The following is a 24,378-nucleotide window of genomic DNA, read 5'->3' on the forward strand; positions in this document are numbered from 1 at the left end:
CGAATCCCTCGCGCCCCAAAACGGCAAGGTTTCGGAAATTCTTTTTCGAAGCAAGCCGAAACGAAAGCTAAGCATGACGCCCGCTGACACGAAAGCCGCCCCCTCCACCAGCCGCCGCTTCATGTACCTTGCGGCGTTCATCCTGCTGTTGATCGCAGGCTATAGCGCCGGATGGTACTACCTTGCCGGCAAGCTGACCGAACGCACCAAGGCCGTGGTGGCGGCGCTGAACCATGACGGCGTGACCGCAGAATGCGGAAACATGACTGTGCGCGGTTACCCCTTTCGGCTTGGCGTCTATTGCGACACGATCGCCTATCACGGCGCCGGCGAGAATGATCTGTTCGCCACACTGGGCGGCCTGCGCACCGCAGCCCAGGTCTACGACCCGCTGAAAATCGTCGCCGAGGTGAACGGCCCGCTACGCACCCGTATTCCCGGCAAAACCCAGATCTGGCTCGACTGGGACAATCTGCGCGGCAGTGCGCGCATTGCAAGGCCGCTGCCGCAACGCATCTCGCTCGAGGCCAGCGGCCTGTCGGCGCAGACAGACCCTGATGATGGCGACCCCGTGATGCTGTTCAGTGCAGGCAAGGCTGAGGCTCATCTGCGGCCGAGCGGCGCCGATGTCGATGTCGCCGGCAGCTTTTCGGAGTTGCAGATCGATGCCGACACCGTAGGCGGCCGCACGCTGCCTGTGCTTGCCGGCACGTTTGACGGCACACTCGCCAATGGCGTTGCGCTTGTTCAGGCCCGTCAAAAAAGCCTGCGCGGCCAGTCAGGCACTGTGCGCGACCTTGGCATCTCGCTTGACGCTGATACGGGGATTAGCGTCTCAGGAACATTTACAGTGGCCGAAGATGGCCTGCTCGACGCAGACCTGAAGATTGCCATGCGCAACCCTAAGGGCTTTGCCAATGCGTTGGCTGTTGCGGCCCCCGAATTTGCAAGCCAAATCAATTCGGGCATCGCTGGGCTGGCTTTTCTGGGTGGCGCGCCGGAACTGCCGCTCAAGATCGTCAAGGGTCGCGCCGTACTGGGCTTTATCCCGCTTGGCGCAATCCCGCCGCTCCTATGACTTGCCGCCGGCCGGGTGTTCCACCACCTGGCGGCCAAAATCGGGAACATCGATTTCCTGACCGGCCTCGATGATCGAGCGCCGCACGGCCCGCGTGCGGCTGAACATCTCGAACAGCTTGTCACCATCCTCCCAGCGGATCGCGCGCTGCAACGAAGCGAGATCCTCGGAAAACCGCGCCAGCATTTCGAGGATCGCATCCTTGTTGTGCAGGCACACGTCGCGCCACATGGTGGGATCGGAGGCCGCCAGGCGCGTGAAGTCGCGAAAGCCCGACGCGGAATACTTGATCACTTCGGATTTTGTCACAGCCTCGAGATCATCGGCTGTGCCGACAATATTGTAGGCGATAATGTGCGGCAGATGCGAGACGATGGCCAGCACCATGTCGTGGTGGTCGGCGTCCATTATCTCGATATTGGAGCCGCAACGCCGCCAGAACTCGGAGAGCTTTTCCAGCGCGCCAGCATCGGTGCCTGGCAGCGGCGTGAAGATGCACCAGCGGTTTTCAAACAGCTCCGCGAACCCGGCATCTGGTCCAGACCGCTCGGTGCCTGCGAGCGGATGGCCAGGGATAAAATGGACATGATCGGGCAGCGCCGGCTGCATCTGTGCGATGACCGAACGCTTGGTGGAGCCGACATCGGTGACGATGCAACCTTTTTTCAGGGCCGGTGCAATTTCTTGCGCCACGGACCCCGATGAGCCGACGGGAACCGAAACAATCACCAGATCAGCGTCGCGCACAGCCTCATCAGCACGCGAAAAATAACGGTCGCCAAGTCCCAGCTCCTCGGCCCGCGCAAGCGTCTCGGCGCTACGGGTCGAAACGATGATCTCACCGGCAAGTCCCTCGCGCCTGATGACACGGGCGAGCGACGAGCCTATGAGGCCTATGCCGATCAGCGCGATTTTGTGAAACAGGGGATCAGGCATAGCTCAGCTTTTCATCAAGTGCGGGCATTCGACCCCGTAAGGGCCGCCTGCTCTAGCAAAGCTTTGAGATTGACGCAAAGGTCTGCGCCGCCTAAACATCATGCTGACTCCCGTGGTGATTTGGCCGGTCGGCTTGCAGCCACGTTAAACAACTCGCTAAAGGGCCGTTGCAATGGTGTAACCGGCTTGTGAGATGCAACGCCGGTTTTTTGTTGCCCTGATAGCAGCCCCGCAAGGACAAACGCCCATGGCCGCAGCGCGCGCCACGAAGAAAGCCAGAAAAGACGAGGCCAACGATCCGTCGAGCGAGATCGTGCGCTTTGGCGCAGAGCAGCCACTGCAGCTTGACGCCGGCGCCCTGCTCTCGCCCTTCCAGATCGCCTATAAGACTTATGGAACGCTGAACGCTGAACGGTCCAACGCCATTCTGGTCTGCCATGCTCTAACCGGCGACCAGCATGTAGCAAGCCCGAACCCGGTGACTGGAAAGCCAGGCTGGTGGGACGTGCTGATTGGCCCCGGATTGATCATCGATACGGATCGTTATTTCATCATCTGCTCAAATGTGATCGGCGGTTGTCTCGGCTCCACTGGCCCAGCCTCGATCAATCCCGAAACGAACAAGCCCTATGGGCTGGACCTGCCGATTATTACCATCAGAGACATGGTTCGGGCTCAGGCCATGCTGGTCGACCATTTTGGCATCGATCGCCTGTTTGCTGTGGTCGGTGGCTCGATGGGCGGCATGCAGGTTCTGGAATGGGCGGCAAGTTTCCCCGAGCGTGTATTCTGCGCGCTGCCGATCGCTACCGGCGCGCGCCATTCCTCGCAAAACATTGCCTTTCACGAAGTTGGCAGGCAGGCGGTGATGGCCGACCCGGAATGGTGCGGCGGCAAATATATTGAGGCCGGCAAGCGCCCGGAAAAGGGCCTCGCCGTCGCCCGCATGGCGGCCCACATCACCTATCTGTCCGAAAGCGCGCTGCACCGTAAATTCGGTCGAAACCTGCAGGACCGCGAGGTGCTGACCTTCGGCTTCGACGCCGATTTCCAGATCGAGAGCTATCTGCGCCACCAAGGCATGACGTTTGTCGACCGCTTCGACGCGAATTCCTACCTCTACATGACCCGGGCGATGGACTATTTCGACCTTGCCGCCGACCATGGCGGACGTCTGGCTGATGCGTTTGCGGGCACCTCCACCCGCTTCTGCGTGGTCTCCTTCACCAGCGACTGGCTGTTTCCGACATCCGAAAGCCGCCAGATCGTCCATGCGCTCAACGCTGCTGGCGCTTCGGTCTCCTTTGTCGAAATCGACACCGACCGCGGCCATGATGCCTTTCTGCTGGACGAACCCGAATTGTTTTCCGCCATTCGCGGTTTCATCCACTCGGCGGCCAGGGCCCGCGGGCTGGAGGAAACGCCATGAGCACCAATGCAGCCCAGCGCGTCGACCTTGCTGTCATCGCCGACTTGATTACCCCGCGCGCCCGGGTGCTTGATGTTGGTTGTGGCGATGGCGAGCTTTTGCAACTGCTGGAACGCGACAAGCAGGTCGATGGGCGCGGCGTGGAAATCTCCCAGCGCGGCGTCAATGAATGCGTCGGGCGTGGGCTCTCCGTCATCCAGGGCGATGCCGATGCCGACCTTGGCTTCTACCCCGACAAGGGGTTTGATTTTGTCGTCCTGTCACAGACCCTGCAAGCCACCCGCAATCCGAAGGCGGTTCTCGACGACCTGCTGCGCATCGGCAACCATGCCATCGTATCCTTCCCCAATTTCGGTCACTGGCAGGTGCGCCTGTCGCTGCTGCTGCGCGGCCGTATGCCGGTGACCAAGGATTTGCCCTACAGCTGGTATGACACGCCCAATATCCACTTCTGCACCATCCGCGATTTCGTCAATCTGTGCGACGAAGTCGGTGCCACCGTCGAAAGCGCAACCGCACTGAACGCCGCCGGCCAGAGGATCGGACTGTCCATGCCTTGGTGGTTTTGGAACTTTTTTGGCCAGCAGGCGGTGTTTCTGCTGAAGCGGTAGTCCACCTGGCTCACGTGTCGCGTGCGTGCCGCACGGCCCCCTGCGGCGAGAGCACTGGCATGAAGACCCGTCGCGAGGAGCGCTTGGCGACAGGAATGCCCTGATAGAGCCGCTTTTGCGCCTCGACGATAATGACGCCGGAAAACATCGGCCACAGCCGTCGCCCGGTGCGCTCCAGGATCTGGTGAAATTGCAGCAGCCAGCGTTTTGTCGAAGGCGGGAAGAACAGCCCGTCCGACCAATCACCCGGTGTGAAATTGGCCTCGCGCAACAGCGATGTCAGCTGCCCGCGCGAAAAAGGCCGACCGGTGCCGAAGGGCGTATGCTCAAAACGCGCCCAGACGCCGCGCCGGTTAGGCACCACAATGACCAACCGCCCACCCGGCGCCAGAACGCGCCAAAGTTCCTGCAGTGATTCGCGTGGGTTTTCGGCATGTTCCAGCGCATGGACGAGCAGCACCCGATCGACCGAGGAATCGACCAGCGGCAACTCTTCCTCAAACACCAGCGCGGTGGCCGAGGGACCTTCCGGAGGCCAGTTTACCGCCCCTTGAGTCGCCGGCATGAACGCAAATACCCGCTCGGCATCGGTGCCAAACCTGTCGAGCCAGGGCAGCACATAGCCCAGCCCCACCAACCGCTCATTGGGCAGACGGGCCCAGATACTGGCCAGCCCCATGGCAATCGACTGCTCAGCTATTCGGCCAAGTGTGGTGGTGTAGAAAGACCGCAGGTCAACAATGTCGGAAATCATGGCGGCGACGGTACCCCCCTTGCGTGGCAGTTTCAAGAAAGCATGCGCCACCTGCAATGCGGACCGCCTGCCAGCGGGTTGCGCGCAAATAAATGTTTCGATGGGTGACACGGTCGCCCTCCATCCCTATCTTCCGGCCAACTCAAGGAGATGACGATGGCGATCGAGATCGAACAGTTCATGTGCCGCAGCGACAATTTCGGCGTGCTGGTGCACGACACGAAATCCGGCGAGACGGCAATTATTGATGCGCCCGAGGAAGCGCCGATCCTGAAGGCCATTGAGCGCACCGGCTGGCGCCCCACACAGCTCTGGATCACTCACCACCATGCCGACCATGTGGAAGCCAATCTGGGCCTAAAACAGCGCTTTGGCCTGACCATCACCGGTCCCAAGGCGGAGGCTGCAAAGATCCCCGGCATCGACCGGCAAGTGGTCGAGGGCGACACGCTGACGCTGGGCACTGAAAGGGTGGAGGTGATCGAGACACCAGGCCACACCGCCGGGCATATCAGCCTCTATATGCCGGGCGCTGGCATCGCCTTTACCGCCGACACCCTGTTTGCGCTGGGCTGCGGACGCCTGTTCGAATGCAAGCCGCCGGTAATGTTTGAATCAATGAAGAAGCTGGCTGCGCTGCCGCTGGAGACGGTGGTGTATTGCGGCCATGAATATACGCTCTCAAACGCCCGTTTCGCGTTGACCATCGACCCGACCAATTCGGCCCTGAAGGAGCGCGTGCGCGAAATCGAGAAACTGCGCGAGGACGACAAGCCGACGCTGCCCACCACGATCGGCGCAGAGCTTTCTACCAATCCGTTCCTGCGTTTCCACGACAAGGCAATACGCCGCAACCTCGGCATGGAGGACGCAACCGACGAGGCGGTGTTTACCGAGATCCGCAAGCGCAAGGATCTGTTCTGAGCCGTGACCGCTGACGAGATCATCGCCACCCTGGCCATGCAGCCGCATCCCGAAGGCGGCTGGTATGCCGAGACCTTTCGCGACTTGGCACCGGACAATCCGCGCGGCCACTCTACCGCGATCTATTTTCTGCTGAAGGCCGACGAGACATCGGCCTGGCACCGCGTGCGCGACGCAGCCGAGGTATGGCATCATTATGCCGGCGCACCGCTGACGCTGTTGATGTATGAAGAAGGCAGCCCGATCGTGACGGCGACGCTGGGTACCGATCTTGCCGCAGGCCAGCGGCCTCAGGCTGTGGTACCTGCCAATTGGTGGCAAATGGCCATCAGCCTCGGAGCCTGGACGCTGGTCGGCTGCACCGTGGCGCCGGGCTTTGATTTTTCAGCCTTCGAGCTTGCGCCGCCCGACTGGCAGCCCGGCGCGCTTTAACCTAAACCGTCACTCGGCGGCAGGAGATCGCCCGAACAGCAGTGACTTGGCCGCCAGCACCGCTCCGCCGGTGATGAGCAGGCAGGCGAGCAGAATATGAGTCGATGCGGTTGCAGCACCCGCTGCGATCAATATCAGAGTTGACAGCAGCGGCGCAGCATAGCTGGCCGCACCGAGCACCTGAATATTGCCGCGCTTGACACCGTGATCCCAGGCATAGAACGCCGCGCCGACAGGGCCCAGCCCGAGCCCCACCACCGCCAGCCACTGGCCAGTCGTGGCCGGCCAAATGGTTTCCTCCAGAGCCAGGTGGCAGGCCAGCGATAGCACTGCGGTGGCCAGGCAAAACCAAGTGACAATGCTGGTGGGAACCGCCGGGAAGCGGCGCGACAACAGCGAATAGGCTGTCCAGATCAGCGCGCAGACTGCCGCCATCGTATAGCCGAATGCATAGCGGCTCTCGAACGAGAGACGGCCGCCCTTGCTGATGATCAAAAACGTGCCGGCAAGGCCGAGTGCGGCACCCGCCACATGAAACCAGCGTAGCCTTTCGCCCGGCATCAGCGCCGAGCCCAGCACAATCAACAGCGGCCACAGATAGGCAATCAGGCTCGCCTCTACCGCCGGCGCGTTGCGCAGCGCGGTGAAATAAAAGAAGTGGTAGCCAAACAGGCCGGCAATGCCGACCACCCACACCGATGCGGGGATCAACACCTTCTCTACAGGCTTGGCCGACGGCACCAGCCGCGCACCCAACCCGACCAGAGTGCCTATGGCAAAGCAGATGGCGGACAGGAGAAATGGCGGCACCTGGCCCGATGCATCGGTGAACAGCGCCAGCAGCGCCCACATGGCAACCGCCAAGAACCCGATAAGCGTGGCGCGCGCCATAATCGAAACCCCCAGAAACCCTGCCCTCAGCGAGGCTCGATCTTGACAGCCCCGATGGTGATCGTCCCGATCAGCGTACTGACCGTAGCGTGCACCGGCGCATATATGCCAGTCGTGCCCATCGGTGCAAAGGCGATCCTGATTTTTGCGCGGTTTTTGAGGTAGGCGATGGATCTGTGCCCCTTGCGGTAACCCGAGACAGGCGAGAACCGCGCCGTGCATACGACAGCCTCACCCTTATAGCCGCGCAGCGACAGTTTTTCGGTGCCGGCTGGCGCAAGTATGAGGTCTGCCCGCATTTCGCCATCGAAAATTTTGAGCGTACGCTGGCAGACTTCCGCCGGGCTGGAAGCCTGCACCAAGGTTGCCGAAAGCGGATCGGTCACGCCTTTCAGATGCGCCGGCTGCACCGCCAGCCAGTCGGCCGCACGGGGGCCGGGCTCGGGCAGGTACACCGATTGGGTGATTGCATCACCGGCAAAGCTCATGGCAATTTTCTTCTTCTTTTTCCCGGTCACATAATCTGCAGCAAAACTGACTGGCCGCGTGCTTTTGGCGGTAAAGCTGCCCGAGGTCGATGTAGTCCCCTTGGTGTCATCGAACATCTCGGCCAGTCCGGCGCTTTTGAGCGACCCGCCGATCTCGAACGCCGATCTGCTAATCGTGCTGTCAAAGCGCGAGCGCGCAATGGTCAGGCCGAGATAGGAGACGGCATATTCGGCGTGGAAGGATTGCTTTTCGCCGGCGGCTCCGGCCTCCGCCTGAGGGAACACTGCAAACAGCACCCCAGAAAGGCAAAGCGCTGGAAGATTTCGGCGGCATGTTGGGTGACGTTGCGACATGGCGCGAGATCGTCGTATGAATCAGGCGAATCTATGAAACTGGAGCATGCAACTGGCATACCGTGGATTAACCTTTGCGAAGCCCAACCCCGGTTACGCTACGTAAGGTATCTTGCGCTACGTCACCTGACGTGGGATATGGCCACCCCACCGCGGTCTGGCGACCGACAAACTGGAGCTCCAGCATCTTGAGTGACGCAACACAAATGTCCACCGCCTCATTCATTCCGCTCAAGCTTTCGGGCCAGCCGCTGGTTCTGAAGATAACCGCGATCATGTTGGGCACCGTTTTTCTCGCCGCATCGTCCTGGATCGAAGTCCCGATGGTCCCCGTCCCGATGACCATGCAGACCTTCGCGGTAACGCTGGTGGGTGCGCTTTACGGCTGGCGTCTCGGTGCTATCACAGTGCTGGCATGGCTGGCGCAGGGCATGATGGGCTTTCCGGTACTTGCCGGTGGCGCCGGTGGCCTTGCCCATTTTGCCGGTCCGACGGCCGGCTACCTCGCCGGCTTCGTCGTCGCCGCTGCAATGGTGGGTTTTTTGGCCGAACGCGGCTGGACAGCCGGTGTCGTGCGCGGGTCGCTGACCATGCTGCTGGGCAATATCCTGATTCTGGCAGTCGGCTGGGTATGGCTGGCTGCGATGATCGGCGCGGAGAGCGCACTCATCCATGGCGTGACGCCGTTTCTTCTGGGTGGCTTACTTAAATCGCTGCTGGCCAGCCTTACCGTTCTGGCCGCTGGCCGTGCGAGCCTTTTCCTGCGGTGACAGTCAGGGCGCGCGCGCACCACCTGCTCTGGATGCTGACCTAAAGCGGCAGGCGCTACAGCGCGCTATTTGTTGAAATTACAATCGAATCCTCGCCCGAATCAGCACCGGCGGATATCTTGCTTGTAAACGACCCTGACGACATTTGCCCATTGCTTGACGAACCGGACGCTCTGGCCGAAGAGTGCAAGGGCGCGATGACGCCCCAGCCAGCGCCACCGCATCTCTGCTGGGCGAGGCACTCGTTGCGGATACCCGTCTTCGGCTTTCTGTCGAACAAGGAGACAGGATGCGCACGGCATTCCGACGTGGTAAACCCGCAATGTCTGCACCGGATTGAGTGGTTTGGCCTCTGCACCGATGTGGCGTCGAGCGGTTTCGCACAAACGCGACTTGCACCTCTCCGACCACCGCCAAAGCTTGACGCGTCATCCAAATGTCACTAAGGGAACGCCAACTTTCTCAATGGCTGCCTGACTGCGCGCGTTTTTTGGTGCGACCTTGTCTTTGGCCCTGTACTGAACTGAAGGTAAGATTATGTCGCGCGAATGTGAATTGACCGGCAAGGCCGTTTTGACCGGCAACAATGTAAGCCACGCCAACAATAAGACCCGTCGCCGGTTCCTGCCGAATCTGGTGAAGGTGACGCTGATCTCGGAAGCGCTGAACCAGAATGTGCGCCTGCGCATCTCCGCCAACGCACTGCGTTCGGTCGAGCATCGCGGTGGCCTCGACGCCTTTTTGACCAAGGCAAAGCCTGTCGAGCTTTCGCAGAAGGCACGCCTGATCAAGAAGCAGCTTGCCAAGAAGCTGGCAGAGCAGTCGGCCGTGGCCGAACAGCCAGCCGCCTGATTTTTTCGGTTCCGGCGGGCCACTGGCCCGCTTTTTCAGGCCTGGCATGTCCTGGCCTGACTGGTTCCATCACCCCAGGATAAAAAAATGACGCGCTTTTCCGCATATTTTCCGTTTGTGCTCGCCATGGCGCTTGTCGTCGTGGCCTCAAATGTGGCGGTGCTTTTCCCGGTCCAGGGGCAAGTCGGACAGCTTTCGCTTGCCGATATCCTGACATGGGGTGCCTTTACCTATCCGATTTCATTCCTGATTACCGACTTGGCCAACCGTCGCTACGGCGCATCGGTGGCGCGCCGGATTGTCTTTATCGGCTTCATGGCAGCGATTGCCGCGTCCATCATCGTGCCGCCATTGCTTTTCAAGTATGGCTTCATCGCTTTTGAGACAGATGCCGGCCGGCTGATGCGCATCGCCATGGCCTCCGGGTCCGCGTTCCTGTTGGGACAGATGCTTGATGTCACCGTCTTCGACTGGCTGCGCAAGAAGGCCTGGTGGCAAGCCCCGGTAATGGGCTCACTGGTGGGCTCCGTAGTTGATACAACTATCTTCTTCTCCGTCGCCTTTGCTGCTTCCTTCGCCCTCCTGGGCCCACAGGACGGCTTTGCGCTGGAACACGCGCCGATCTTCGGCGTGATGGACGAGACCGCACCACGCTGGGTCTCGTGGGCGCTGGGCGACCTTGGCATGAAACTGTCGATCGCAGTCCTCGCACTGGTTCCCTACCGCCTAATCGCCGCCCGCTGGACGCGCCCGGAAGTTGTGGCTTGATCCCCTGGGTCGAGCTCGACAGCGCCACCACGCCCGACGGCACAAACAGGCTGCGGCTGAAACAGCGCGGCCATGAATTCTCGATCATGCTGGGCAACAATGAGCTGATGAACAGCCGTCTCAGCGGCTCGGAAGAAGCGCTCGCCCAGCTCACCTGTGCCGACCTTAGCCAAAGCCCGAAAATTCTTATCGGCGGGCTCGGTATGGGTTTTACCCTGCGCGCCGCGCTGGCCAAACTGGGCGCGGATGCCGACGTGGTTGTCGCCGAGCTGCTGCCCGAAGTGTTGGACTGGGCGCGCGGGCCGATGGCCGAAGTTTTTGACGGCTGCCTCGATGACCCGCGGGTGCGCGTCGAAATCGCCGATGTTGCCACGCTTATTAATTCAGACGAGAGCAGTTGGGATGCCATTCTGCTCGATGTCGACAACGGTCCCGAAGGGCTGACGGTCGACGCGAATGACCGGCTCTACAATGGCGGCGGTCTCAGCCGCGCTCGTGCCGCGCTGAAGCCGGGTGGTGTGCTGGCAGTATGGTCGCAGGGCCCTGATGCAAGTTTCACGCGGCGGCTGCGCCAGGCCGGCCTTACCGTAGAGGAACACAAGGTCCGCGCCAACGGCAAACGCGGCGCCCGCCATGTGATCTGGACAGCCCGCAAGGCACTGTAATCGTTCCCTCACTCGTGCAGCACGAATTCCAAATATAGATTGCGCTGCAGGATGGAATGATTGTCGTCGGACATCAGCGATACCATCACTGCCCCATCGGCACGGGTCCAGATGTCGAGCGCTTCCATATTGTCGATTTGATAGGCCATGTCGGCTTCCAGCAGAACCGTGCCGTCGGCAATTGCACCCTTGACGATATCGCTTCCAACAATCCGGCGCAGGCGCATCTTGACGCCCTCGGCCATGTTGAAGGAGCGCTCCAGCAAGATGAGATCACCGCCGGGTAAAAACGCGCCATCGGTGATATCGAACTCGCCATTACGTTTGACAGTGAACACGCCCCTCTGCGGCCCGTCTGCAATCGCGGCATAGATATTGCCATTCAGGTCGAGGCTTTTTTCTGAGACAACGACAAGTCTGCCCGATGGAGCGAAGGCGACGGTTTCCAGTCCGCGATTTTGCCGCAGCTCCTTAGAGGGGATTACAAAATCCACCGCGCCGATCGCCGGGCCCATATTCCCGCGCTCAATCCTGAACCTCGCGACCCGGTGGTTCCGCTCGAATCCAACCGTTGCCACGCCATCGCGGACAGCCAGCGATTCAGCGTCGACTTCCCATTTGCGCGCGAAAGCTTTTCCGGTCTCGTCGACCATCTGCTCCATGCTAAAGTTTTCGACCCCCGACGGGCGCTGTTCTGCGTCATGCGTGAGCGTGCCGAAAAACCAGAAGCCGGTATCGGCAACGCCAATGAACTCGGCACCGGGGCTCAGAAAACGCAGCGAGGAAATGGCGCCGAAATGGCGCGAAGATGCGGTCATCTCCAGCCCGCCTACAAATTCGAGTGGACCGAAATTTCTGTCATCGCGCCCGATCCGGAACTGCGAGATGGGACGGACGCTGATGCTGATCGGATCGAGAGATACCGAACCGATGTCACGCGCATTTGCCACCATCAGGGCGCCAATGAAAGCGACAAGTGCCAGAGCAAAGAACCAGCCGCGTCCGTGCAACCCGCGTGTCTTCATCCGGCGCGCCGAACACTGCCACGACGGCTCTCACGCACATTGACCTCGCCAAACAGCGAGGCGAGTTGTTCGGTCATGGCGCCAGCCAGTTCTTCGGCGTCGACGATTGTGACAGCTCGGCGATAGTAACGCGTCACGTCATGGCCGATGCCAATGGCGAGAAGTTCGATTGGCGAACGGGTTTCGATGAGATCGATCACCGCGCGCAGATGGCGCTCAAGATAGTTGCCGGGATTGACCGAGAGGGTGGAATCATCAACCGGCGCGCCGTCCGAGATCATCATCAGGATCTTGCGCTGTTCGGGCCGCGCCATCAGCCGGCTGTGCGCCCATAACAGCGCCTCGCCATCAATGTTTTCCTTGAGCAGCCCCTCGCGCATCATCAGCCCAAGATTGCGCCGCGAGCGCCTCCACGGCGCATCGGCCGATTTATAGATGATATGGCGCAGATCGTTGAGCCGGCCCGGATTGGCGGGCTTGCCGTCCTTCAGCCATTTCTCGCGCGCCTGTCCACCCTTCCAGGCGCGGGTCGTGAAGCCGAGAATTTCGACCGAGACGCCACAGCGCTCCAGCGTGCGCGCCAGAATGTCAGCGCATGTTGCCGCCACTGTAATAGGGCGCCCGCGCATGGAGCCCGAATTGTCGAGCACCAGGGTAACGACCGTATCGCGGAATTTGGTGTCGCGCTCCTGTTTGAAGGAGAGCGGCTGCATCGGGTCGATAACCACACGCACAAGACGCGCCGGATCGAGATAACCCTCTTCCAGATCAAAATCCCACGATCGGTTCTGCTGCGCCATCAAGCGGCGCTGCAGCCGGTTGGCAAGCCGCCCCACGACGCCTTGCAGGTTGGAGAGCTGCTTGTCGAGGAAGGCGCGCAGGCGGTCCAGTTCCTCTTCGTCGCACAGTTCCTCGGCCCCGACGGTCTCGTCAAAGGCGGGCGTAAAAATGCGGTAATCAATGTCGCGCGACAGGTTTGCGAACGGATTGTCCTGGCGTTTGGCCTCGCCCGGCGTCTCGGCGTCCGGATCATCATCATCAGCCATATCGTCGGCGGTGGATTGGGCGGCATCGGTTTCGCCGGCCTGCTCGTCATCATCCGAAGCCTCTGCATCTTCGGCCTGCGAATCCTCGCCGCCTGAATCGTCTTCGCCGCCGTCCTCGCTTTGTTCCTCGCCTTGCGGCTGGTCATCGTCCTGATCTTCGGTGTCTTCGGTCTCCTGATCATCGCCGATCTCCTCGGCCATTTCCATGGATACCAGCATATCGCGCACGACGCGGGCAAACGCGTTCTGGTCGTCCAGCTTGTCGCTCAGTCCCTCAAGCTCGACGCCAGCCTTCTGCTGCACCCAGTCGCGCCAGAGGTCGACCATCCGCTCTCCGCTTTTGGGAACGGCTCTGCCGGTGAGCTTTTCGCGCACCATCATCGCCAGCGCTTCCTCAAGCGGCGCGTCGGCCTGCTCGCGTACATCGGCAAGGTTGGCCTTGGCGTATTTGTCTTCGAGCATCATGCCAATATTGTCGCCCACGCCGGTCATCGCGCGGCTGCCGATCGCCTCGACTCGAGCCTGCTCAATCGCGTCATAGATGGCGCGCGCCTGCTTGCCTTCGGGCGCCAGCTTGGAATGGATGCGGTTATCGTGGCAGGCGCGCTTCAGCGCCATGGAATCGCCCAGCCCGCGCGTCACCGCAATGTCGGTTCGGGTTGGCTTCTTCGGCAACTCAGGCAGGCGTGCCTTGTTGCCAGCCAGCGCCGGGCGGTCCTTGGCAAAGCCAACTTCCAGCTCATTGTCGCCGGCGATGGCGCGCACGCAGACCGACAAAGCGCGCTTGAAGCTGTCAGCTTCAGTACCCGTTTTTGACTTTGCCCGCTGATTGTCGCCCGGCCCGGCCATTGTTACCCCAGAACAACATTCGCTGCCGATTCGGGCAATTCCTCGCCGAAGGCGCGCTGGTAGAATTCAGCCACGACCGAACGTTCCAGCTCGTCGCATTTGTTCAGGAATGTCAGCCGGAAGGCCATACCGACATTGCCGAAGATTTCAGCGTTTTCGGCCCAAGTAATAACCGTGCGCGGGCTCATTACCGTGGACAGATCGCCGTTGATAAAGGCCGAGCGCGTCATGTCGGCCACCCGCACCATCTTGTTGACGATGCCGCGGCCCTGCTCGTTGTTGTAGTGCTTGGCCTTGGCCAGTACGATGGCGACCTCATTATCATGCGGCAGATAGTTCAGCGTGGTGACGATCGACCAGCGGTCCATCTGCGCCTGGTTGATCTGCTGCGTGCCGTGATAGAGCCCGGTCGTATCGCCAAGCCCGACCGTGTTGGCGGTGGCGAACAGGCGGAAGGCCGGATGCGGGCGGATGACGCGCGACTGGTCGAGCAGCGTCAGCCGGCCAGACGATTCCAACACGCGCTGGATGACGAACATGACATCCGGACGCCCGGCATCATACTCATCGAAGCACAGCGCCACATTGTGCTGATAGGCCCAGGGCAGAATGCCGTCACGGAACTCGGTAACCTGCATGCCCTCCTTCACCACGATGGCGTCCTTGCCAACGAGGTCGATGCGGCTGACATGGCTATCCAGATTGACGCGCACCATCGGCCAGTTAAGGCGGGCGGCAACCTGCTCGATATGGGTCGACTTGCCAGTGCCGTGATAGCCCGAGACCATCACGCGGCGGTTGAAGGCAAAGCCTGAAAGAATGGCAAGTGTCGTCTGCTCGTCAAACAGATAGTCGGGATCGAGATCGGGCACATGTTCGCTGGTCTGCGAATAGGCCGGAATGACCATGCTTGATTCAAAACCGAATTTTTCTTTCACCGACGCTGTGGTGTCTGGCAAATTGGCGATATCGCGGTCGACTTTGTTCATCATATCTCCACGCGCGCGAGAGGTTCTCTCGGCTGCCGTCCTGTCACTTTCGGGAGCGGTCTTTATCAGACCGGGAGCTCAACACAAACCAGCTGTTTTGAGCACGCGATAGGCCTGAAGCACATCGCGGAACCGATCTTCCGAACCCCTGTCGCCACCATTCGCATCGGGATGGTGGCGCTTTACCAGTTCCTTATAGCGCGCCTTGATGTCTTCGCCAGTCGCCTTTGTGGTAAGGCCAAGCGTTTCCAGCGCCTTGGCCTCAAGCGGCTTGGCCTTACGCTCGCGCGCCGGCGCTTTCTCGTTGAAGATGTTGTGCGGATCGCGCAGCCGGTTGTGGTAGCCGGCACGCCCCGAGCGCTGCTGGGCGAAATCCGGCGACGATGTGCGCGCGGTAGCAGCCCCGTTCACCGTCCACGTCGGTCGATGACCGGTCATGGCTTCCTTCTGGAACCGCGCAACCTCACTGTCGGGCACGCCGGAGAAATAATTGAAGCCCTTATTGTACTCGCGCACATGCTTGAAGCAGAACTTGAAATACTCCCCCTCGCGCATGCGCCCGACAGGCGCACGATGGGTGCCGGGTTCAGCGCAGCCGTCCCACTGGCACGCAGGCGCACGCGGGGCGGCGGCTTCCGCCTTCCGGTCCGGCCGCACGCGAATCTTTTCGAAATATTTCGAATAGGTGGTCATGGTTCCGATTATGGGGTGTTCGCCGTGCGAAACAAGAATTGACATTTCAGGGAGGATCGCCCTAACCGCTGATTTGCGGTCCGGCCTGCCTGTTCAACGGTGGTGTGATGGGTCGGGCACATGTGGTGCAAGGAGCAGGCGATGTCCATACAGGAAACGATAGAAAACCGGCTGAAGGCGCAGTTTTCGCCCGAACGCCTGGAAATTTTGAATGAAAGCCACCTTCATGCGGGCCATCTTCACGAAGAATCAGGCCATGATGCGACCTATGACGGCACTGGCGAAACACACTTTCGCGTCCGCATCGTTTCCGCAGCTTTTGCCGGCAAAAGCCGCATCGAGCGTCACCGCGCGGTGAATGAAGCCTTGTCACACGAACTGAACAACGGCGTCCACGCGCTCGCGGTGGAACCGGCAGCACCGGGCGAAGCCACGCGCTGGTAGGGCGGACACTCGGCTACCAGATGGTCTCTATGGCGGAATAGCGATGCAACTTCTCATCCGCCGTAACCAGACTGCAGCCGAGGTCACGAGCCAAAGCGACGATGATGCGGTCGGCGGGGTCGCCGTGCACTTCACCAGGAAGGTTGACGCTGTTGATGGCTACCCGGTTATCGACGGGTATGAAGCGAAGACCGGGGATCGTCGCGACGGACCCGATCCATTTGTGGACCTCTTGTGCCAGTTTCAGCCGTCCCTTTGCTACCAGCATTCCGATTTCCCAAGCGGAAATAGAAGAGACGGCAACGCCTTGATTCTTAAGTTCCCGGTCCATGAGAGCCGCTGTTTTTGAGGGTATGCGATCTCTGTCTCCAACCCACCAGATGAGGACATGGGTGTCCAGAACGATCATTTCAGGGCTTCCCACTCTTCGGCACCCACAGGGCCAAGCGGATCGTCGTAGAATAGCACCGAGCCTTTCAGCGCCTCAAGCGGGTTGAGTTCGGGGTCGATATAGGGGCGTACTTCAAGCTTTGGTGTCCCGTGATCGGTCACGATCAAAGACTCACCAGTGGCCTCGATTTGGCGGAACAGTTCGAGTGCCTTTGCCTTAAACTCTGACTTGGAAACATGAATAGCCACGCCATTTGCTCCTGATGCACGTTTGTAAACGTTTCATCAAAAGTGCCTATGGTCAATGACTACCGTCACTCTACCGGCTTGATCCTGATTCGCGCGATGCGGTTCTTCTCGCGCTTCATCACGATGAAGCGCTTGTCGTGGAAGGTGAAAGCCTGGCGTTCCTTGGGGATCGATTGGGTTTCGTGGATCACCAGCCCGGCGATGGTGGTGGCCTCGTCATCGGGCAGGTTCCAGTCGAGCGCGCGATTGAGGTCGCGGATCGGTACCGTGCCGTCGACCACAACCGAGCCGTCTGCCTCCTGCTTGACGCCCTGCACTTCGAGATCATGCTCATCTGCGATCTCGCCGACGATTTCCTCCAGAATATCCTCCAACGTCACCAGCCCTTCGACTTCGCCATATTCGTCGACGACGATGGCAAAGTGCGCCTTGCGCCGCAAAAATGCGGTCAGCTGATCCTGCAGGGTGGTGGTGTCGGGAACGAACCACGGCTTGGACGCGATTTTTAGAATGTCGATCTGCGAGAAATCATTGCCGACATCGTTCAGCGCTCGCAGCAGATCCTTGGCGTGCAGGACGCCGACTATATTGTCGAGCGTTTCGGTCCACAGCGGCATCCGGGTATGCGGGCTCTGTAGCATCTCGCGCACCAGCGTTTCTGACGGGCTGTCGGCATTGAGCGATCGCATCGCCAAGCGGTGAACCATCACGTCCGACACTTCGAGTTCGGCAAGATCAAACAGTCCGCCGATGCGGGCCCGATCATCGCGCACCGCAGCCTTATCGCGCCGGAATTCGTCGACCGCACCGCGCAATTCATCCTCAGAAGAGCGCGGCGGCTCGATCCGCGAAAGTTCGAACCCGAACAGCGCCAGAAGCTGCCGACGCAGAATGGCGCCGATGAGGCAGAGGGCGATAACCAGCCCGATCACGATCCAGCCGGTGTCGCTCATCCCTCAATAGCCTCGCCGAGGAAGGACAGAACCGCAGAAGCCGGCACGTCCTTTGCGATGAAGGACTGGCCAATTCCCCGCGTCAGGATGAAGGTGAGCGCCCCGCGCGTCACTTTCTTGTCCTGAGCAATATAATCAAGCAGCACCTCGGCGCCGGGCAACTCGCCTGGGATATCGCCAGGCCGTGTCGGCAAACCGACAGCGCGCAGATGCGCCTCTACACGGTGCGCATCATCGGGGCTCGCCAGATTGAGCCGTGCTGAAAACCGGTGCGCCAGCGCCATCCCGATCGCAACACCCTCGCCATGCACCAGCCGGGCGCTGTCATAGGCGGTTGCCGCCTCCAGTGCATGACCGAACGTATGGCCAAGGTTCAACAAGGCGCGGTCACCAGTCTCGAACTCGTCGCGTGCTACAACCTCGGCCTTGGCCCGGCACGACTGCGCGATGGCCTCGGCCCTTGCCGGCCCACCATAAAAAATCTCCTGCCAGTTGGCCTCCAGCCAGGCAAAGAAATCCGGCCGGTCGATAAGCCCGTATTTTGCGACCTCGGCATAGCCAGCGCAGAACTCACGTTTTGAAAGCGTGTCGAGAGTATCCGTATCAGCCAGCACAAGCCGGGGCTGGAGAAACACACCGACGAGGTTCTTGCCGCGGGCACTGTTGATGCCGGTTTTGCCGCCAACCGAAGAATCCACCTGCGCCAGAAGCGAAGTCGGCATCTGGACAAAATTCATGCCGCGCCGCACGATGCCAGCGGCGAAGCCTGCCAGATCGCCGATAACCCCGCCGCCAAGCGCGATCACCACATCGCCGCGCTCCAGCCGCGCCGCCAAAATGCCGTCGACGACCTGCTGCAGATGCTCGAAACTTTTGGTCTTTTCTCCGGGCGGCAAAACGATGCTGGCAGCCTCTATACCGCCGCTGGAAAGCCCAGAAATAAGGCTCTCCAGATGCAGCGGCGCCACATGGTCGTCGCTGATGACAGCAGCCCGCACGCCGGGCAGCCGCGTTGCAATCTCAGTGCCGGCGCGCGTGATAAGCCCCGGACCTATCAGGATATCGTAGGCGCGCGTGCCCAGCCCGACCTCAACGCGGATAGGATCGGCAGATGTCACGATGACACCTCCTTCACTGCTTGCATACCAGGTAGTTTTTGCGCCAGCGCCTCAATCACCTCGGTGGCGATGACCTCCTTGCGCTCTTCGCGGGTCGGCACTGTCACATCGGCCTTGGCATAGACCGGATGCCGATCTTCCATCAGCTTCGCCATCACCCCGCGCGGATCAGGTGTTTTGAGAAGCGGGCGATTCTGCTTCTTGGCGACCCGCTCCATCAGAACATCGAGTTCGGCCATCAACCAGACCGAAACGCCATGCGCTTCTATGATTTCGCGCGTTTGCGCATTCATGAATGCGCCGCCTCCGGTCGAGAGGACCTGACGCGGCGTCTCGAGGATGCGGTGGATGACGCGCTGCTCCAGAGCGCGAAACTCGGCCTCGCCATAAAGTTCAAATAGCTCCGGCACTGACAGGCGCGCGGCCATCTCCACCTCGTCGTCGCTGTCGAGAAAGGGCAAGCTAAGTGCTTGCGCCACCTTGCGGCCGATTGCAGTCTTGCCCGCTCCCATCAGTCCGACAAAGACAATCGAGCGTTGACCAAGATGGCGCAACACTTCGGCGGAACGTTCGGCGGGCAGGATGTTCAAAACTGTCATCAAAAGGCCTCTCCCGACCGGTATCGACATGAAAACCGCCGGGGCGTCAAGCGCAGGCAGGGCTCATGGAAGCCTTGTAAGAGCGCGCGCGGCGTCCCATAACGGCACGCAACGGGGAGATGATGGGGTTTCATGCCGACTTTATTCCGATTGCTGAGCACCATCGCCTTTTTTGCAGCCGTGATCTACGGCTCGATGTATGCGTTGGCGACCTTCGTTGAGCCCAAGAAGGCGGAGATTTCAGTACGCGTACCACTGGACAAGCTTGGCCAACCCTGATGAAGAGCGCCGCCCGAATAGAAGCGTTCCTCGAAATGATGAGCGCCGAACGCGGCGCCAGCGAGAACACCCTTTCCGCCTATCGCCGCGACCTTGAAGATGCCGCTGAGCGGATACCCGCCAATCTCGCCGAAGTCAGCGCTGACGCCATCCGCGCCTATTTGTCAGACATCGCCGGGCGGGGCTTTGCAGGCAGTTCACAGGCCCGCAAGCTTTCTGCCCTGCGCCAGTTTTTCAGGTTTCTCTACACCGAAGGTTTGCGAACCGATGACCCAACGGGCACGCTGGACAGTCCGCGCAAGGAGCGCGCATTGCCTAAGATCATGAGCGAGGCCGACACCGGTCGCCTCCTCGACCGCGCGGCCCTTGAGGCCGTCGATCATGGCGAAGGGCCGGGAGACCATGGTGCGGCGCTGCGGCTCCATGCACTGGTGGAGGTGCTTTATGCGACCGGCCTGCGGGTTTCCGAACTGGTAAGTCTGCCCGTGACGGTGGCGCTGCGCGACGATCGTTTTTTCATGGTGCGCGGCAAAGGCGAAAAGGAGCGTATGATTCCGCTGTCTGAAAAAGCACGGAACGCCATGCGCGCCTGGCAGGCCGAACGCAACCGCGTGCCGGCCTTTAGCGTCAGTCGGTTTTTGTTTCCCGCTGCCTCCGAGAGCGGCTACCTGCCGCGCCAGGTGTTTGCCCGCGAGCTGAAAGGGCTTGCGGCGCGCGCCGGCATTTCAGCAGCAAAAATCTCGCCGCACGTGCTGCGACACGCTTTTGCCAGCCATTTGCTCCAAAATGGCGCGGACCTGAGGGCGGTACAGCAATTGCTGGGCCATTCCGACATTTCCACCACACAAATCTACACCCATGTGCTTGAGGAAAGGCTGGTGCGGCTGGTGAATGACCATCACCCGCTTGCCGATCCGGGTTCCTAAGGCTATGTGAGGGCGTCATTCAGCCGCCGGTCGTGCAAAACTGCGCAACCGGCCTTGTTTTCACCGGTTTCCGGGTTCTGGTTCGCTTAAGAATGTACAATTATCTTGATTTTGAAAAACCCGTCGCCGACCTCGAAGGCAAGATCCTCGAGCTCAAGAAGCTTTCCGAAAGCGGCGAGGCTGTCGACGTTGCCGACGAAATCGCGCGACTGGAAAAGCGTTCCGCCGACGCCATGCGTGAGGTTTATAAGAACCTGACCCCGTGGCAGAAGGCTCAAGTCGCGCGCCACTCCGACCGGCCGCATTGCCTGGATTACATAAACACGCTGCTGACCGACTTCACGCCACTGGCCGGCGACCGCAATTTTGGCGACGACGCTGCCATCGTCGGTGGCTTTGCCCGCTTCCGCGGTGCTCCCATCGCTGTCATCGGTCAGGAGAAGGGGTCTGACACCAAGAGCCGGCTGAAGCATAATTTCGGCATGGCCAAGCCTGAGGGCTACCGCAAGGCCGTGCGCCTGATGGAACTGGCCGATCAGTTCAAGATTCCGCTTTTAACGCTTGTGGATACCGCCGGCGCCTATCCCGGCATCGGCGCCGAAGAGCGCGGCCAGGCCGAGGCCATTGCGCGCTCGACATCGGCCTGCCTGGGCCTGAAAGTTCCCTCTGTGTCGGTGATCATCGGTGAAGGTGGCTCGGGTGGCGCGATCGCGATCGCGACGTGCAACCGCGTCTACATGCTGGAGCATTCGATCTATTCCGTTATCTCGCCCGAAGGGGCGGCCTCGATCCTGTGGCATGATTCCACCCGCGCCAAGGATGCTGCCACCAACATGAAGATCACCGCTCAGGATCTGCTCGGCCTGAAGATCATCGACGGCATTATTCCGGAGCCGCTGGGCGGCGCCCACCGCGACCCTGAGGCCGTCATGCAGGCGGCAGGCAACCAGATCGACAAGGCATTCGCCGAATTCGCTGATCAGAATCTGGATCCCCGCGAGATGCGCCGGGAAAAATATCTCGCCATCGGCCGCAATCTTTAGCACTCGCGCACTCAAAAAAGTGACGGAGCGTCACAAAAACGCCGCGCCTTCGGCGTTTGTGGGTGCTGCGGGAAGTGTGGGGACATTTCCGGTAAGGGAATATCAAGGTTAACAGGGCTAGCGTTCCTGAGAGAGAAACCTGGGCCGCGGCCCGATATCTGCAAGAAACCGAATGCGTAAATCCATACTAGCCACTGTCGTACGTGCCAGCCTGCTTGTCTCGGCGCTTGCGCTGACCGCTTGCACCGACAACACGCTTGGCGGCATTTCAAGCGGCAGCGCGAAGGCCGAAAAGCCTCTGCCTGCCAAGCTGGTGGCCAAGATGAAGGCCAAGGGCATGACCCGTACGTCGCCGGTTATGGCCCGCATTTTCAAGGAAGAGGGCAAGGTCGAGGTCTGGAAGCAGAAGAACAATGGTCGCTACGACCTGATCGCCGAATATGACATCTGCAAATGGTCGGGCAAACTTGGCCCGAAATTCACCGAGGGCGACCGCCAGGCACCAGAAGGCTTTTACACGGTTCGCCCGGCGCAATTGAACCCGCAGTCCAGCTTTCATCTCTCCTTCAATATGGGCTTCCCGAACGCCTATGACCGTGCCAATGGCCGCACAGGCGCGCATCTGATGGTTCATGGTGCCTGTTCTTCAGCGGGCTGCTATTCGATGACAGATCCGCAAATCGAGGAAATCTACGCCTTTGCCCGCGACGCCTTTCGCGGTGGCCAGACAGAATTCCAGATCGAGGCATTCCCCTTCCGCATGACGCCTGCCAACATGGCGCGCTATCGCAACGACCCGAACTACGAGTTCTGGAAGATGCTAAAGGAAGGCTACGATCACTTTGAAATCACCAAGGTGCCGCCGAAGGTTGATTTTTGCGAAAAGAAATACGTCTTCAACCAGATCGTCGAGCCCGGCACGGTGTTCAACCCGGCAGGAGCCTGCCCGATGACGACACAGCCGGATTCACTGAAGACCGCCTATCAGAGCTACCAGACGAGCTATGAGGCGGCCTTTTCCAGCGCCACCACATCCAGCGTTCCACCGCCCAAGCCAACCATCCTGGGCACCAAGGAAGCTGCTCTTGTGTCGGAATGGACAAAGAAGCGTGCCCGCGGCGAGCGTGTACCGATGGAGCCCCCCACTCTGAAGCCAGATGGCACCGTCGTTGTGACATCGCGCATGGGCCGCATCGATTCGCCCGAAGGTCGCAAACAGGCAGCACTTGATGCCGCGGCCGACGCCAAACGCAAGGCTGCAGAAGAAAAGCTTGCCGCAGAACAGCGGGCCAAGGACGAAAAGGCAGCGCTTGCCGCCGCAGCGGCAGATGCAAAAGCGACGCCGTCCACCGGCGCAATTGCTGCCCCTGCTGATACCGCGCCTGCCGCAGTTGCCGAACAGCAGCCCGCGACACTGGGTGGCATGCGTAAGAAAATCGGTAATCTCTTCGGTGGGTGAGAAGACCTCTGCTAGACCTGAAACCTATGATCTGCGGGGGCTGATCTGCCCCTTGCCCGTGCTTAAAGCCACCAAGCGCCTTGCCGGCATGATGCCAGGCGAACGGCTATGGCTGGAAACCACCGACCCGCTGGCTGTCATCGACATTCCCGCCTTTTGTGCTGATCAGGGCCACCGACTCGTGGAAACCGGTGCGATCGATGGCGGTCACCGCTTTCTTGTGGAACGCTGCTGAGGTCGAGGCCTAGGCTTTGAAACCTGCGATGGCGAGCGGATTGTTCGAAAGCGCGGCTCTGTCGGCACCGCCGGTTGTCGGCTGGTTGGTAATGCCGGCAAATAGCGCCTGAACGTAATCTTTCGGCATGTCGATCATGATCACTACAAGCCGCGTGCCGCGTGTCGCATCGGGCCATGCCGGCAGCTGCGCTGGTGGGTGCAGGACAGTTTGCACTCCATGCACCACCAGCGGCCGCGACGGGTCCTCGACAAGTTCGATAACCCCCTTGAGCCGCAACAATTTGTCGCCATGGGTGGAGCGCAAAAGATCAAGAAAAGTTTCGACCGCTGAAAAAGGCAACGGCCCGTTATGGGTCAGAGACAGCGCTGTGACGCGGGAATCATGGTGGTTGTGGTTGTGGTTGTGGTGGTGATGATGAGCATCATCATCATGTTCATGGTGATCATGATGATGCGTCTCGCCGAGCCAGCGGCGCACATCGGCACTCTTGGTCTCGGGATTATAAAGCCCACAATTGAACAGCGCTGCGTAGCTCGCCTCGCCTGCTTCCGCAGCGACAATCTGGGCGCTCGGATTGAGCGAGCGCAATCGCGCCTGGAGCGTCACTAGGGCGTTTGGATCACCGACAAGGTCGGCCTTGGTGAGCACAATCCGGTCGGCCACGGCAGCCTGCTTGACCGCCTCGATATGGGCGTCCAGCGTGGCTTCGCCATGAACCGCGTCGACCGCCGTAATCACGCCGTCAAGCCGGAACGCCTGGACGAGCACGGGATGCGCCATGATCGATTGCAGCACCGGCGCTGGATCGGCAAGCCCGGTGGTCTCGATAATCACCCGCTTTAAAGCGGCGATCTTTCCCGTCTGCAGCCGGTCGATCAGATCGGCCAGCGTATCGACGAGTTCGCCACGCACAGTGCAGCACAGGCAGCCGTCTGAAAGCTGGATCACACCATCCGAGGCCTGCTCGACCAGCAGGTGATCGATAGCGACATCGCCGAATTCATTGATGATGACTGCCGTATCGGAAAGCGCCGGGTCTTTTAGGAGCCGGTTGAGAAGCGTCGTCTTGCCGGCGCCCAGAAAGCCGGTGAGCACCGAGACGGGTATGGGGAAGGCATTCATGCGG

29 protein-coding genes and 1 riboswitch are annotated in these 24,378 nt (G+C 60.5%); of the genes, 15 read left to right on the plus strand and 14 right to left on the minus strand.

Going from position 1 to position 24,378, the window contains the following annotated elements; all coding sequences use genetic code 11:
* Window positions 1–73: 73 nt before the first annotated feature.
* A complete protein-coding gene (locus GA830_RS02195) occupies window positions 74–1,078 on the plus strand; it encodes a DUF2125 domain-containing protein (protein ID WP_195163499.1) in 1,005 nt (334 codons plus the stop codon).
* On the opposite strand, the gene GA830_RS02200 is transcribed toward GA830_RS02195, so the two are convergent.
* Window positions 1,073–2,014 carry a prephenate/arogenate dehydrogenase family protein gene (locus GA830_RS02200; protein WP_195163500.1) on the minus strand — a complete coding sequence of 314 codons (942 nt, stop codon included), beginning with the start codon at window positions 2,012–2,014 and terminating at the stop codon, window positions 1,073–1,075. The two genes, GA830_RS02195 and GA830_RS02200, sit on opposite strands and share 6 nt — an antisense overlap.
* A gap of 102 nt (window positions 2,015–2,116) precedes the next feature.
* A riboswitch (SAM riboswitch) is annotated at window positions 2,117–2,194 on the plus strand.
* 67 nt (window positions 2,195–2,261) lie between these two features.
* Between GA830_RS02200 and metX the strand changes: the two genes are divergently transcribed.
* Both metX and metW read left to right on the plus strand, forming a co-directional pair.
* A complete protein-coding gene (gene metX / locus GA830_RS02205) occupies window positions 2,262–3,443 on the plus strand; it encodes a homoserine O-acetyltransferase MetX (protein ID WP_195163501.1) in 1,182 nt (393 codons plus the stop codon).
* Entirely contained in the window at window positions 3,440–4,054 is a 615-nt protein-coding gene (gene metW, locus GA830_RS02210; protein WP_195163502.1) for a methionine biosynthesis protein MetW, read from the plus strand. Before metX ends, metW begins: the two co-directional genes overlap by 4 nt.
* Before the next feature lie 10 nt (window positions 4,055–4,064).
* Here metW and GA830_RS02215 read toward each other — a convergent pair whose 3' ends face one another.
* A complete protein-coding gene (locus GA830_RS02215) occupies window positions 4,065–4,808 on the minus strand; it encodes a class I SAM-dependent methyltransferase (protein WP_195164720.1) in 744 nt (247 codons plus the stop codon).
* Between the two features lie 156 nt (window positions 4,809–4,964).
* Here GA830_RS02215 and gloB point away from each other — a divergent pair, with 156 nt between their 5' ends.
* Together gloB and GA830_RS02225 are read left to right on the plus strand one after the other, a co-directional pair.
* Window positions 4,965–5,732, plus strand: a complete 768-nt coding sequence (gloB, locus tag GA830_RS02220) for a hydroxyacylglutathione hydrolase (protein ID WP_195163503.1) — start codon at window positions 4,965–4,967, stop codon at window positions 5,730–5,732.
* A gap of 3 nt (window positions 5,733–5,735) precedes the next feature.
* On the plus strand, window positions 5,736–6,164 hold the full coding sequence (locus GA830_RS02225) for a cupin domain-containing protein (RefSeq protein ID WP_195163504.1): 429 nt from the start codon (window positions 5,736–5,738) through the stop codon (window positions 6,162–6,164).
* A gap of 9 nt (window positions 6,165–6,173) precedes the next feature.
* Here GA830_RS02225 and yddG read toward each other — a convergent pair whose 3' ends face one another.
* Both yddG and GA830_RS02235 read right to left on the minus strand, forming a co-directional pair.
* A complete protein-coding gene (yddG, locus tag GA830_RS02230; protein WP_195163505.1) occupies window positions 6,174–7,055 on the minus strand; it encodes an aromatic amino acid exporter YddG in 882 nt (293 codons plus the stop codon).
* 26 nt (window positions 7,056–7,081) lie between these two features.
* On the minus strand, window positions 7,082–7,828 hold the full coding sequence (locus tag GA830_RS02235; protein WP_258045531.1) for a DUF3108 domain-containing protein: 747 nt from the start codon (window positions 7,826–7,828) through the stop codon (window positions 7,082–7,084).
* Between the two features lie 257 nt (window positions 7,829–8,085).
* Between GA830_RS02235 and GA830_RS02240 the strand changes: the two genes are divergently transcribed.
* The 4 genes from GA830_RS02240 to GA830_RS02255 all read left to right on the plus strand — a co-directional run bounded on the left by GA830_RS02240 (window position 8,086) and on the right by GA830_RS02255 (window position 10,952).
* On the plus strand, window positions 8,086–8,667 hold the full coding sequence (locus GA830_RS02240; RefSeq protein WP_258045532.1) for a biotin transporter BioY: 582 nt from the start codon (window positions 8,086–8,088) through the stop codon (window positions 8,665–8,667).
* Between the two features lie 537 nt (window positions 8,668–9,204).
* Window positions 9,205–9,519, plus strand: coding sequence for a 50S ribosomal protein L28 (gene rpmB, locus GA830_RS02245; RefSeq protein WP_195163507.1), 315 nt, complete (start codon window positions 9,205–9,207; stop codon window positions 9,517–9,519).
* An 87-nt stretch (window positions 9,520–9,606) separates the two neighbouring features.
* Window positions 9,607–10,287 carry a queuosine precursor transporter gene (locus GA830_RS02250; RefSeq protein WP_195163508.1) on the plus strand — a complete coding sequence of 227 codons (681 nt, stop codon included), beginning with the start codon at window positions 9,607–9,609 and terminating at the stop codon, window positions 10,285–10,287.
* The gene (locus GA830_RS02255; RefSeq protein WP_195163509.1) at window positions 10,284–10,952 is read left to right on the plus strand and encodes a spermidine synthase; all 669 of its coding nucleotides are present in this window, start codon (window positions 10,284–10,286) and stop codon (window positions 10,950–10,952) included. Before GA830_RS02250 ends, GA830_RS02255 begins: the two co-directional genes overlap by 4 nt.
* Before the next feature lie 8 nt (window positions 10,953–10,960).
* Here GA830_RS02255 and GA830_RS02260 read toward each other — a convergent pair whose 3' ends face one another.
* The 4 genes from GA830_RS02260 to GA830_RS02275 all read right to left on the minus strand — a co-directional run bounded on the left by GA830_RS02260 (window position 10,961) and on the right by GA830_RS02275 (window position 15,554).
* Entirely contained in the window at window positions 10,961–11,977 is a 1,017-nt protein-coding gene (locus GA830_RS02260) for an esterase-like activity of phytase family protein (protein ID WP_195163510.1), read from the minus strand.
* Window positions 11,974–13,872: a cobaltochelatase subunit CobT gene (cobT, locus tag GA830_RS02265; RefSeq protein WP_195163511.1), complete on the minus strand. Its 1,899-nt coding sequence runs from the start codon at window positions 13,870–13,872 to the stop codon at window positions 11,974–11,976. The genes GA830_RS02260 and cobT overlap by 4 nt, the downstream gene beginning before the upstream one ends.
* Window positions 13,873–13,874: 2 nt before the next feature.
* The gene (cobS, locus tag GA830_RS02270; RefSeq protein ID WP_195164722.1) at window positions 13,875–14,861 is read right to left on the minus strand and encodes a cobaltochelatase subunit CobS; all 987 of its coding nucleotides are present in this window, start codon (window positions 14,859–14,861) and stop codon (window positions 13,875–13,877) included.
* A gap of 78 nt (window positions 14,862–14,939) precedes the next feature.
* Window positions 14,940–15,554 (minus strand): J domain-containing protein, encoded by a 615-nt coding sequence (locus GA830_RS02275; protein WP_195163512.1) that lies wholly within the window; start codon window positions 15,552–15,554, stop codon window positions 14,940–14,942.
* 141 nt (window positions 15,555–15,695) lie between these two features.
* On the opposite strand from GA830_RS02275, the gene GA830_RS02280 reads away from it, so the two are divergent.
* Window positions 15,696–15,998, plus strand: coding sequence for a BolA family protein (locus GA830_RS02280; protein ID WP_195163513.1), 303 nt, complete (start codon window positions 15,696–15,698; stop codon window positions 15,996–15,998).
* A gap of 13 nt (window positions 15,999–16,011) precedes the next feature.
* Here GA830_RS02280 and GA830_RS02285 read toward each other — a convergent pair whose 3' ends face one another.
* The 5 genes from GA830_RS02285 to GA830_RS02305 form a co-directional block, all read right to left on the minus strand.
* Window positions 16,012–16,407 (minus strand): type II toxin-antitoxin system VapC family toxin, encoded by a 396-nt coding sequence (locus tag GA830_RS02285; RefSeq protein WP_195163514.1) that lies wholly within the window; start codon window positions 16,405–16,407, stop codon window positions 16,012–16,014.
* A complete protein-coding gene (locus GA830_RS02290; RefSeq protein WP_195163515.1) occupies window positions 16,404–16,637 on the minus strand; it encodes a type II toxin-antitoxin system Phd/YefM family antitoxin in 234 nt (77 codons plus the stop codon). Before GA830_RS02290 ends, GA830_RS02285 begins: the two co-directional genes overlap by 4 nt.
* Window positions 16,638–16,702: 65 nt before the next feature.
* Entirely contained in the window at window positions 16,703–17,590 is an 888-nt protein-coding gene (locus GA830_RS02295) for an HlyC/CorC family transporter (RefSeq protein ID WP_195163516.1), read from the minus strand.
* Window positions 17,587–18,708, minus strand: a complete 1,122-nt coding sequence (gene aroB, locus GA830_RS02300; protein WP_195163517.1) for a 3-dehydroquinate synthase — start codon at window positions 18,706–18,708, stop codon at window positions 17,587–17,589. Before aroB ends, GA830_RS02295 begins: the two co-directional genes overlap by 4 nt.
* Window positions 18,705–19,307: a shikimate kinase gene (locus GA830_RS02305; protein WP_195163518.1), complete on the minus strand. Its 603-nt coding sequence runs from the start codon at window positions 19,305–19,307 to the stop codon at window positions 18,705–18,707. Before GA830_RS02305 ends, aroB begins: the two co-directional genes overlap by 4 nt.
* Before the next feature lie 132 nt (window positions 19,308–19,439).
* On the opposite strand from GA830_RS02305, the gene GA830_RS02310 reads away from it, so the two are divergent.
* From GA830_RS02310 to GA830_RS02330, 5 genes are all read left to right on the plus strand, one after another.
* Complete coding sequence (locus GA830_RS02310; protein ID WP_195163519.1) at window positions 19,440–19,586, plus strand: histidine kinase; 147 nt, start codon at window positions 19,440–19,442, stop codon at window positions 19,584–19,586.
* Window positions 19,586–20,512, plus strand: coding sequence for a site-specific tyrosine recombinase XerD (locus tag GA830_RS02315; RefSeq protein WP_195163520.1), 927 nt, complete (start codon window positions 19,586–19,588; stop codon window positions 20,510–20,512). The genes GA830_RS02310 and GA830_RS02315 overlap by 1 nt, the downstream gene beginning before the upstream one ends.
* A gap of 92 nt (window positions 20,513–20,604) precedes the next feature.
* Window positions 20,605–21,555 carry an acetyl-CoA carboxylase carboxyltransferase subunit alpha gene (locus GA830_RS02320; protein WP_195163521.1) on the plus strand — a complete coding sequence of 317 codons (951 nt, stop codon included), beginning with the start codon at window positions 20,605–20,607 and terminating at the stop codon, window positions 21,553–21,555.
* A gap of 184 nt (window positions 21,556–21,739) precedes the next feature.
* Window positions 21,740–23,014, plus strand: a complete 1,275-nt coding sequence (locus GA830_RS02325; RefSeq protein ID WP_374939302.1) for a L,D-transpeptidase family protein — start codon at window positions 21,740–21,742, stop codon at window positions 23,012–23,014.
* Window positions 23,007–23,249 carry a sulfurtransferase TusA family protein gene (locus GA830_RS02330; protein WP_195163523.1) on the plus strand — a complete coding sequence of 81 codons (243 nt, stop codon included), beginning with the start codon at window positions 23,007–23,009 and terminating at the stop codon, window positions 23,247–23,249. The genes GA830_RS02325 and GA830_RS02330 overlap by 8 nt, the downstream gene beginning before the upstream one ends.
* 9 nt (window positions 23,250–23,258) lie before the next feature.
* Here GA830_RS02330 and GA830_RS02335 read toward each other — a convergent pair whose 3' ends face one another.
* Window positions 23,259–24,374, minus strand: a complete 1,116-nt coding sequence (locus GA830_RS02335; protein ID WP_195163524.1) for a CobW family GTP-binding protein — start codon at window positions 24,372–24,374, stop codon at window positions 23,259–23,261.
* Window positions 24,375–24,378: the final 4 nt, after the last annotated feature.

The sequence above is a fragment of the Mesorhizobium sp. NBSH29 genome (assembly GCF_015500055.1).
GTDB lineage: Bacteria > Pseudomonadota > Alphaproteobacteria > Rhizobiales > Rhizobiaceae > Neomesorhizobium.

Coding starts and splice junctions, on each gene's coding strand:
- metW (WP_195163502.1), top strand. CDS start 3,440: ATGAGCACCAATGCAGCCCAGCGCGTCGACCTTGCTGTCATCGCCGAC.
- GA830_RS02285 (WP_195163514.1), bottom strand. CDS start 16,407: ATGATCGTTCTGGACACCCATGTCCTCATCTGGTGGGTTGGAGACAGA.
- GA830_RS02305 (WP_195163518.1), bottom strand. CDS start 19,307: ATGACAGTTTTGAACATCCTGCCCGCCGAACGTTCCGCCGAAGTGTTG.
- GA830_RS02280 (WP_195163513.1), top strand. CDS start 15,696: ATGTCCATACAGGAAACGATAGAAAACCGGCTGAAGGCGCAGTTTTCG.
- GA830_RS02215 (WP_195164720.1), bottom strand. CDS start 4,808: ATGATTTCCGACATTGTTGACCTGCGGTCTTTCTACACCACCACACTT.
- gloB (WP_195163503.1), top strand. CDS start 4,965: ATGGCGATCGAGATCGAACAGTTCATGTGCCGCAGCGACAATTTCGGC.
- GA830_RS02315 (WP_195163520.1), top strand. CDS start 19,586: ATGAAGAGCGCCGCCCGAATAGAAGCGTTCCTCGAAATGATGAGCGCC.
- GA830_RS02320 (WP_195163521.1), top strand. CDS start 20,605: ATGTACAATTATCTTGATTTTGAAAAACCCGTCGCCGACCTCGAAGGC.
- GA830_RS02335 (WP_195163524.1), bottom strand. CDS start 24,374: ATGAATGCCTTCCCCATACCCGTCTCGGTGCTCACCGGCTTTCTGGGC.
- GA830_RS02295 (WP_195163516.1), bottom strand. CDS start 17,590: ATGAGCGACACCGGCTGGATCGTGATCGGGCTGGTTATCGCCCTCTGC.
- GA830_RS02310 (WP_195163519.1), top strand. CDS start 19,440: ATGCCGACTTTATTCCGATTGCTGAGCACCATCGCCTTTTTTGCAGCC.
- GA830_RS02195 (WP_195163499.1), top strand. CDS start 74: ATGACGCCCGCTGACACGAAAGCCGCCCCCTCCACCAGCCGCCGCTTC.
- cobT (WP_195163511.1), bottom strand. CDS start 13,872: ATGGCCGGGCCGGGCGACAATCAGCGGGCAAAGTCAAAAACGGGTACT.
- cobS (WP_195164722.1), bottom strand. CDS start 14,861: ATGAACAAAGTCGACCGCGATATCGCCAATTTGCCAGACACCACAGCG.
- GA830_RS02275 (WP_195163512.1), bottom strand. CDS start 15,554: ATGACCACCTATTCGAAATATTTCGAAAAGATTCGCGTGCGGCCGGAC.
- metX (WP_195163501.1), top strand. CDS start 2,262: ATGGCCGCAGCGCGCGCCACGAAGAAAGCCAGAAAAGACGAGGCCAAC.
- GA830_RS02250 (WP_195163508.1), top strand. CDS start 9,607: ATGACGCGCTTTTCCGCATATTTTCCGTTTGTGCTCGCCATGGCGCTT.
- yddG (WP_195163505.1), bottom strand. CDS start 7,055: ATGGCGCGCGCCACGCTTATCGGGTTCTTGGCGGTTGCCATGTGGGCG.
- GA830_RS02200 (WP_195163500.1), bottom strand. CDS start 2,014: ATGCCTGATCCCCTGTTTCACAAAATCGCGCTGATCGGCATAGGCCTC.
- GA830_RS02260 (WP_195163510.1), bottom strand. CDS start 11,977: ATGAAGACACGCGGGTTGCACGGACGCGGCTGGTTCTTTGCTCTGGCA.
- rpmB (WP_195163507.1), top strand. CDS start 9,205: ATGTCGCGCGAATGTGAATTGACCGGCAAGGCCGTTTTGACCGGCAAC.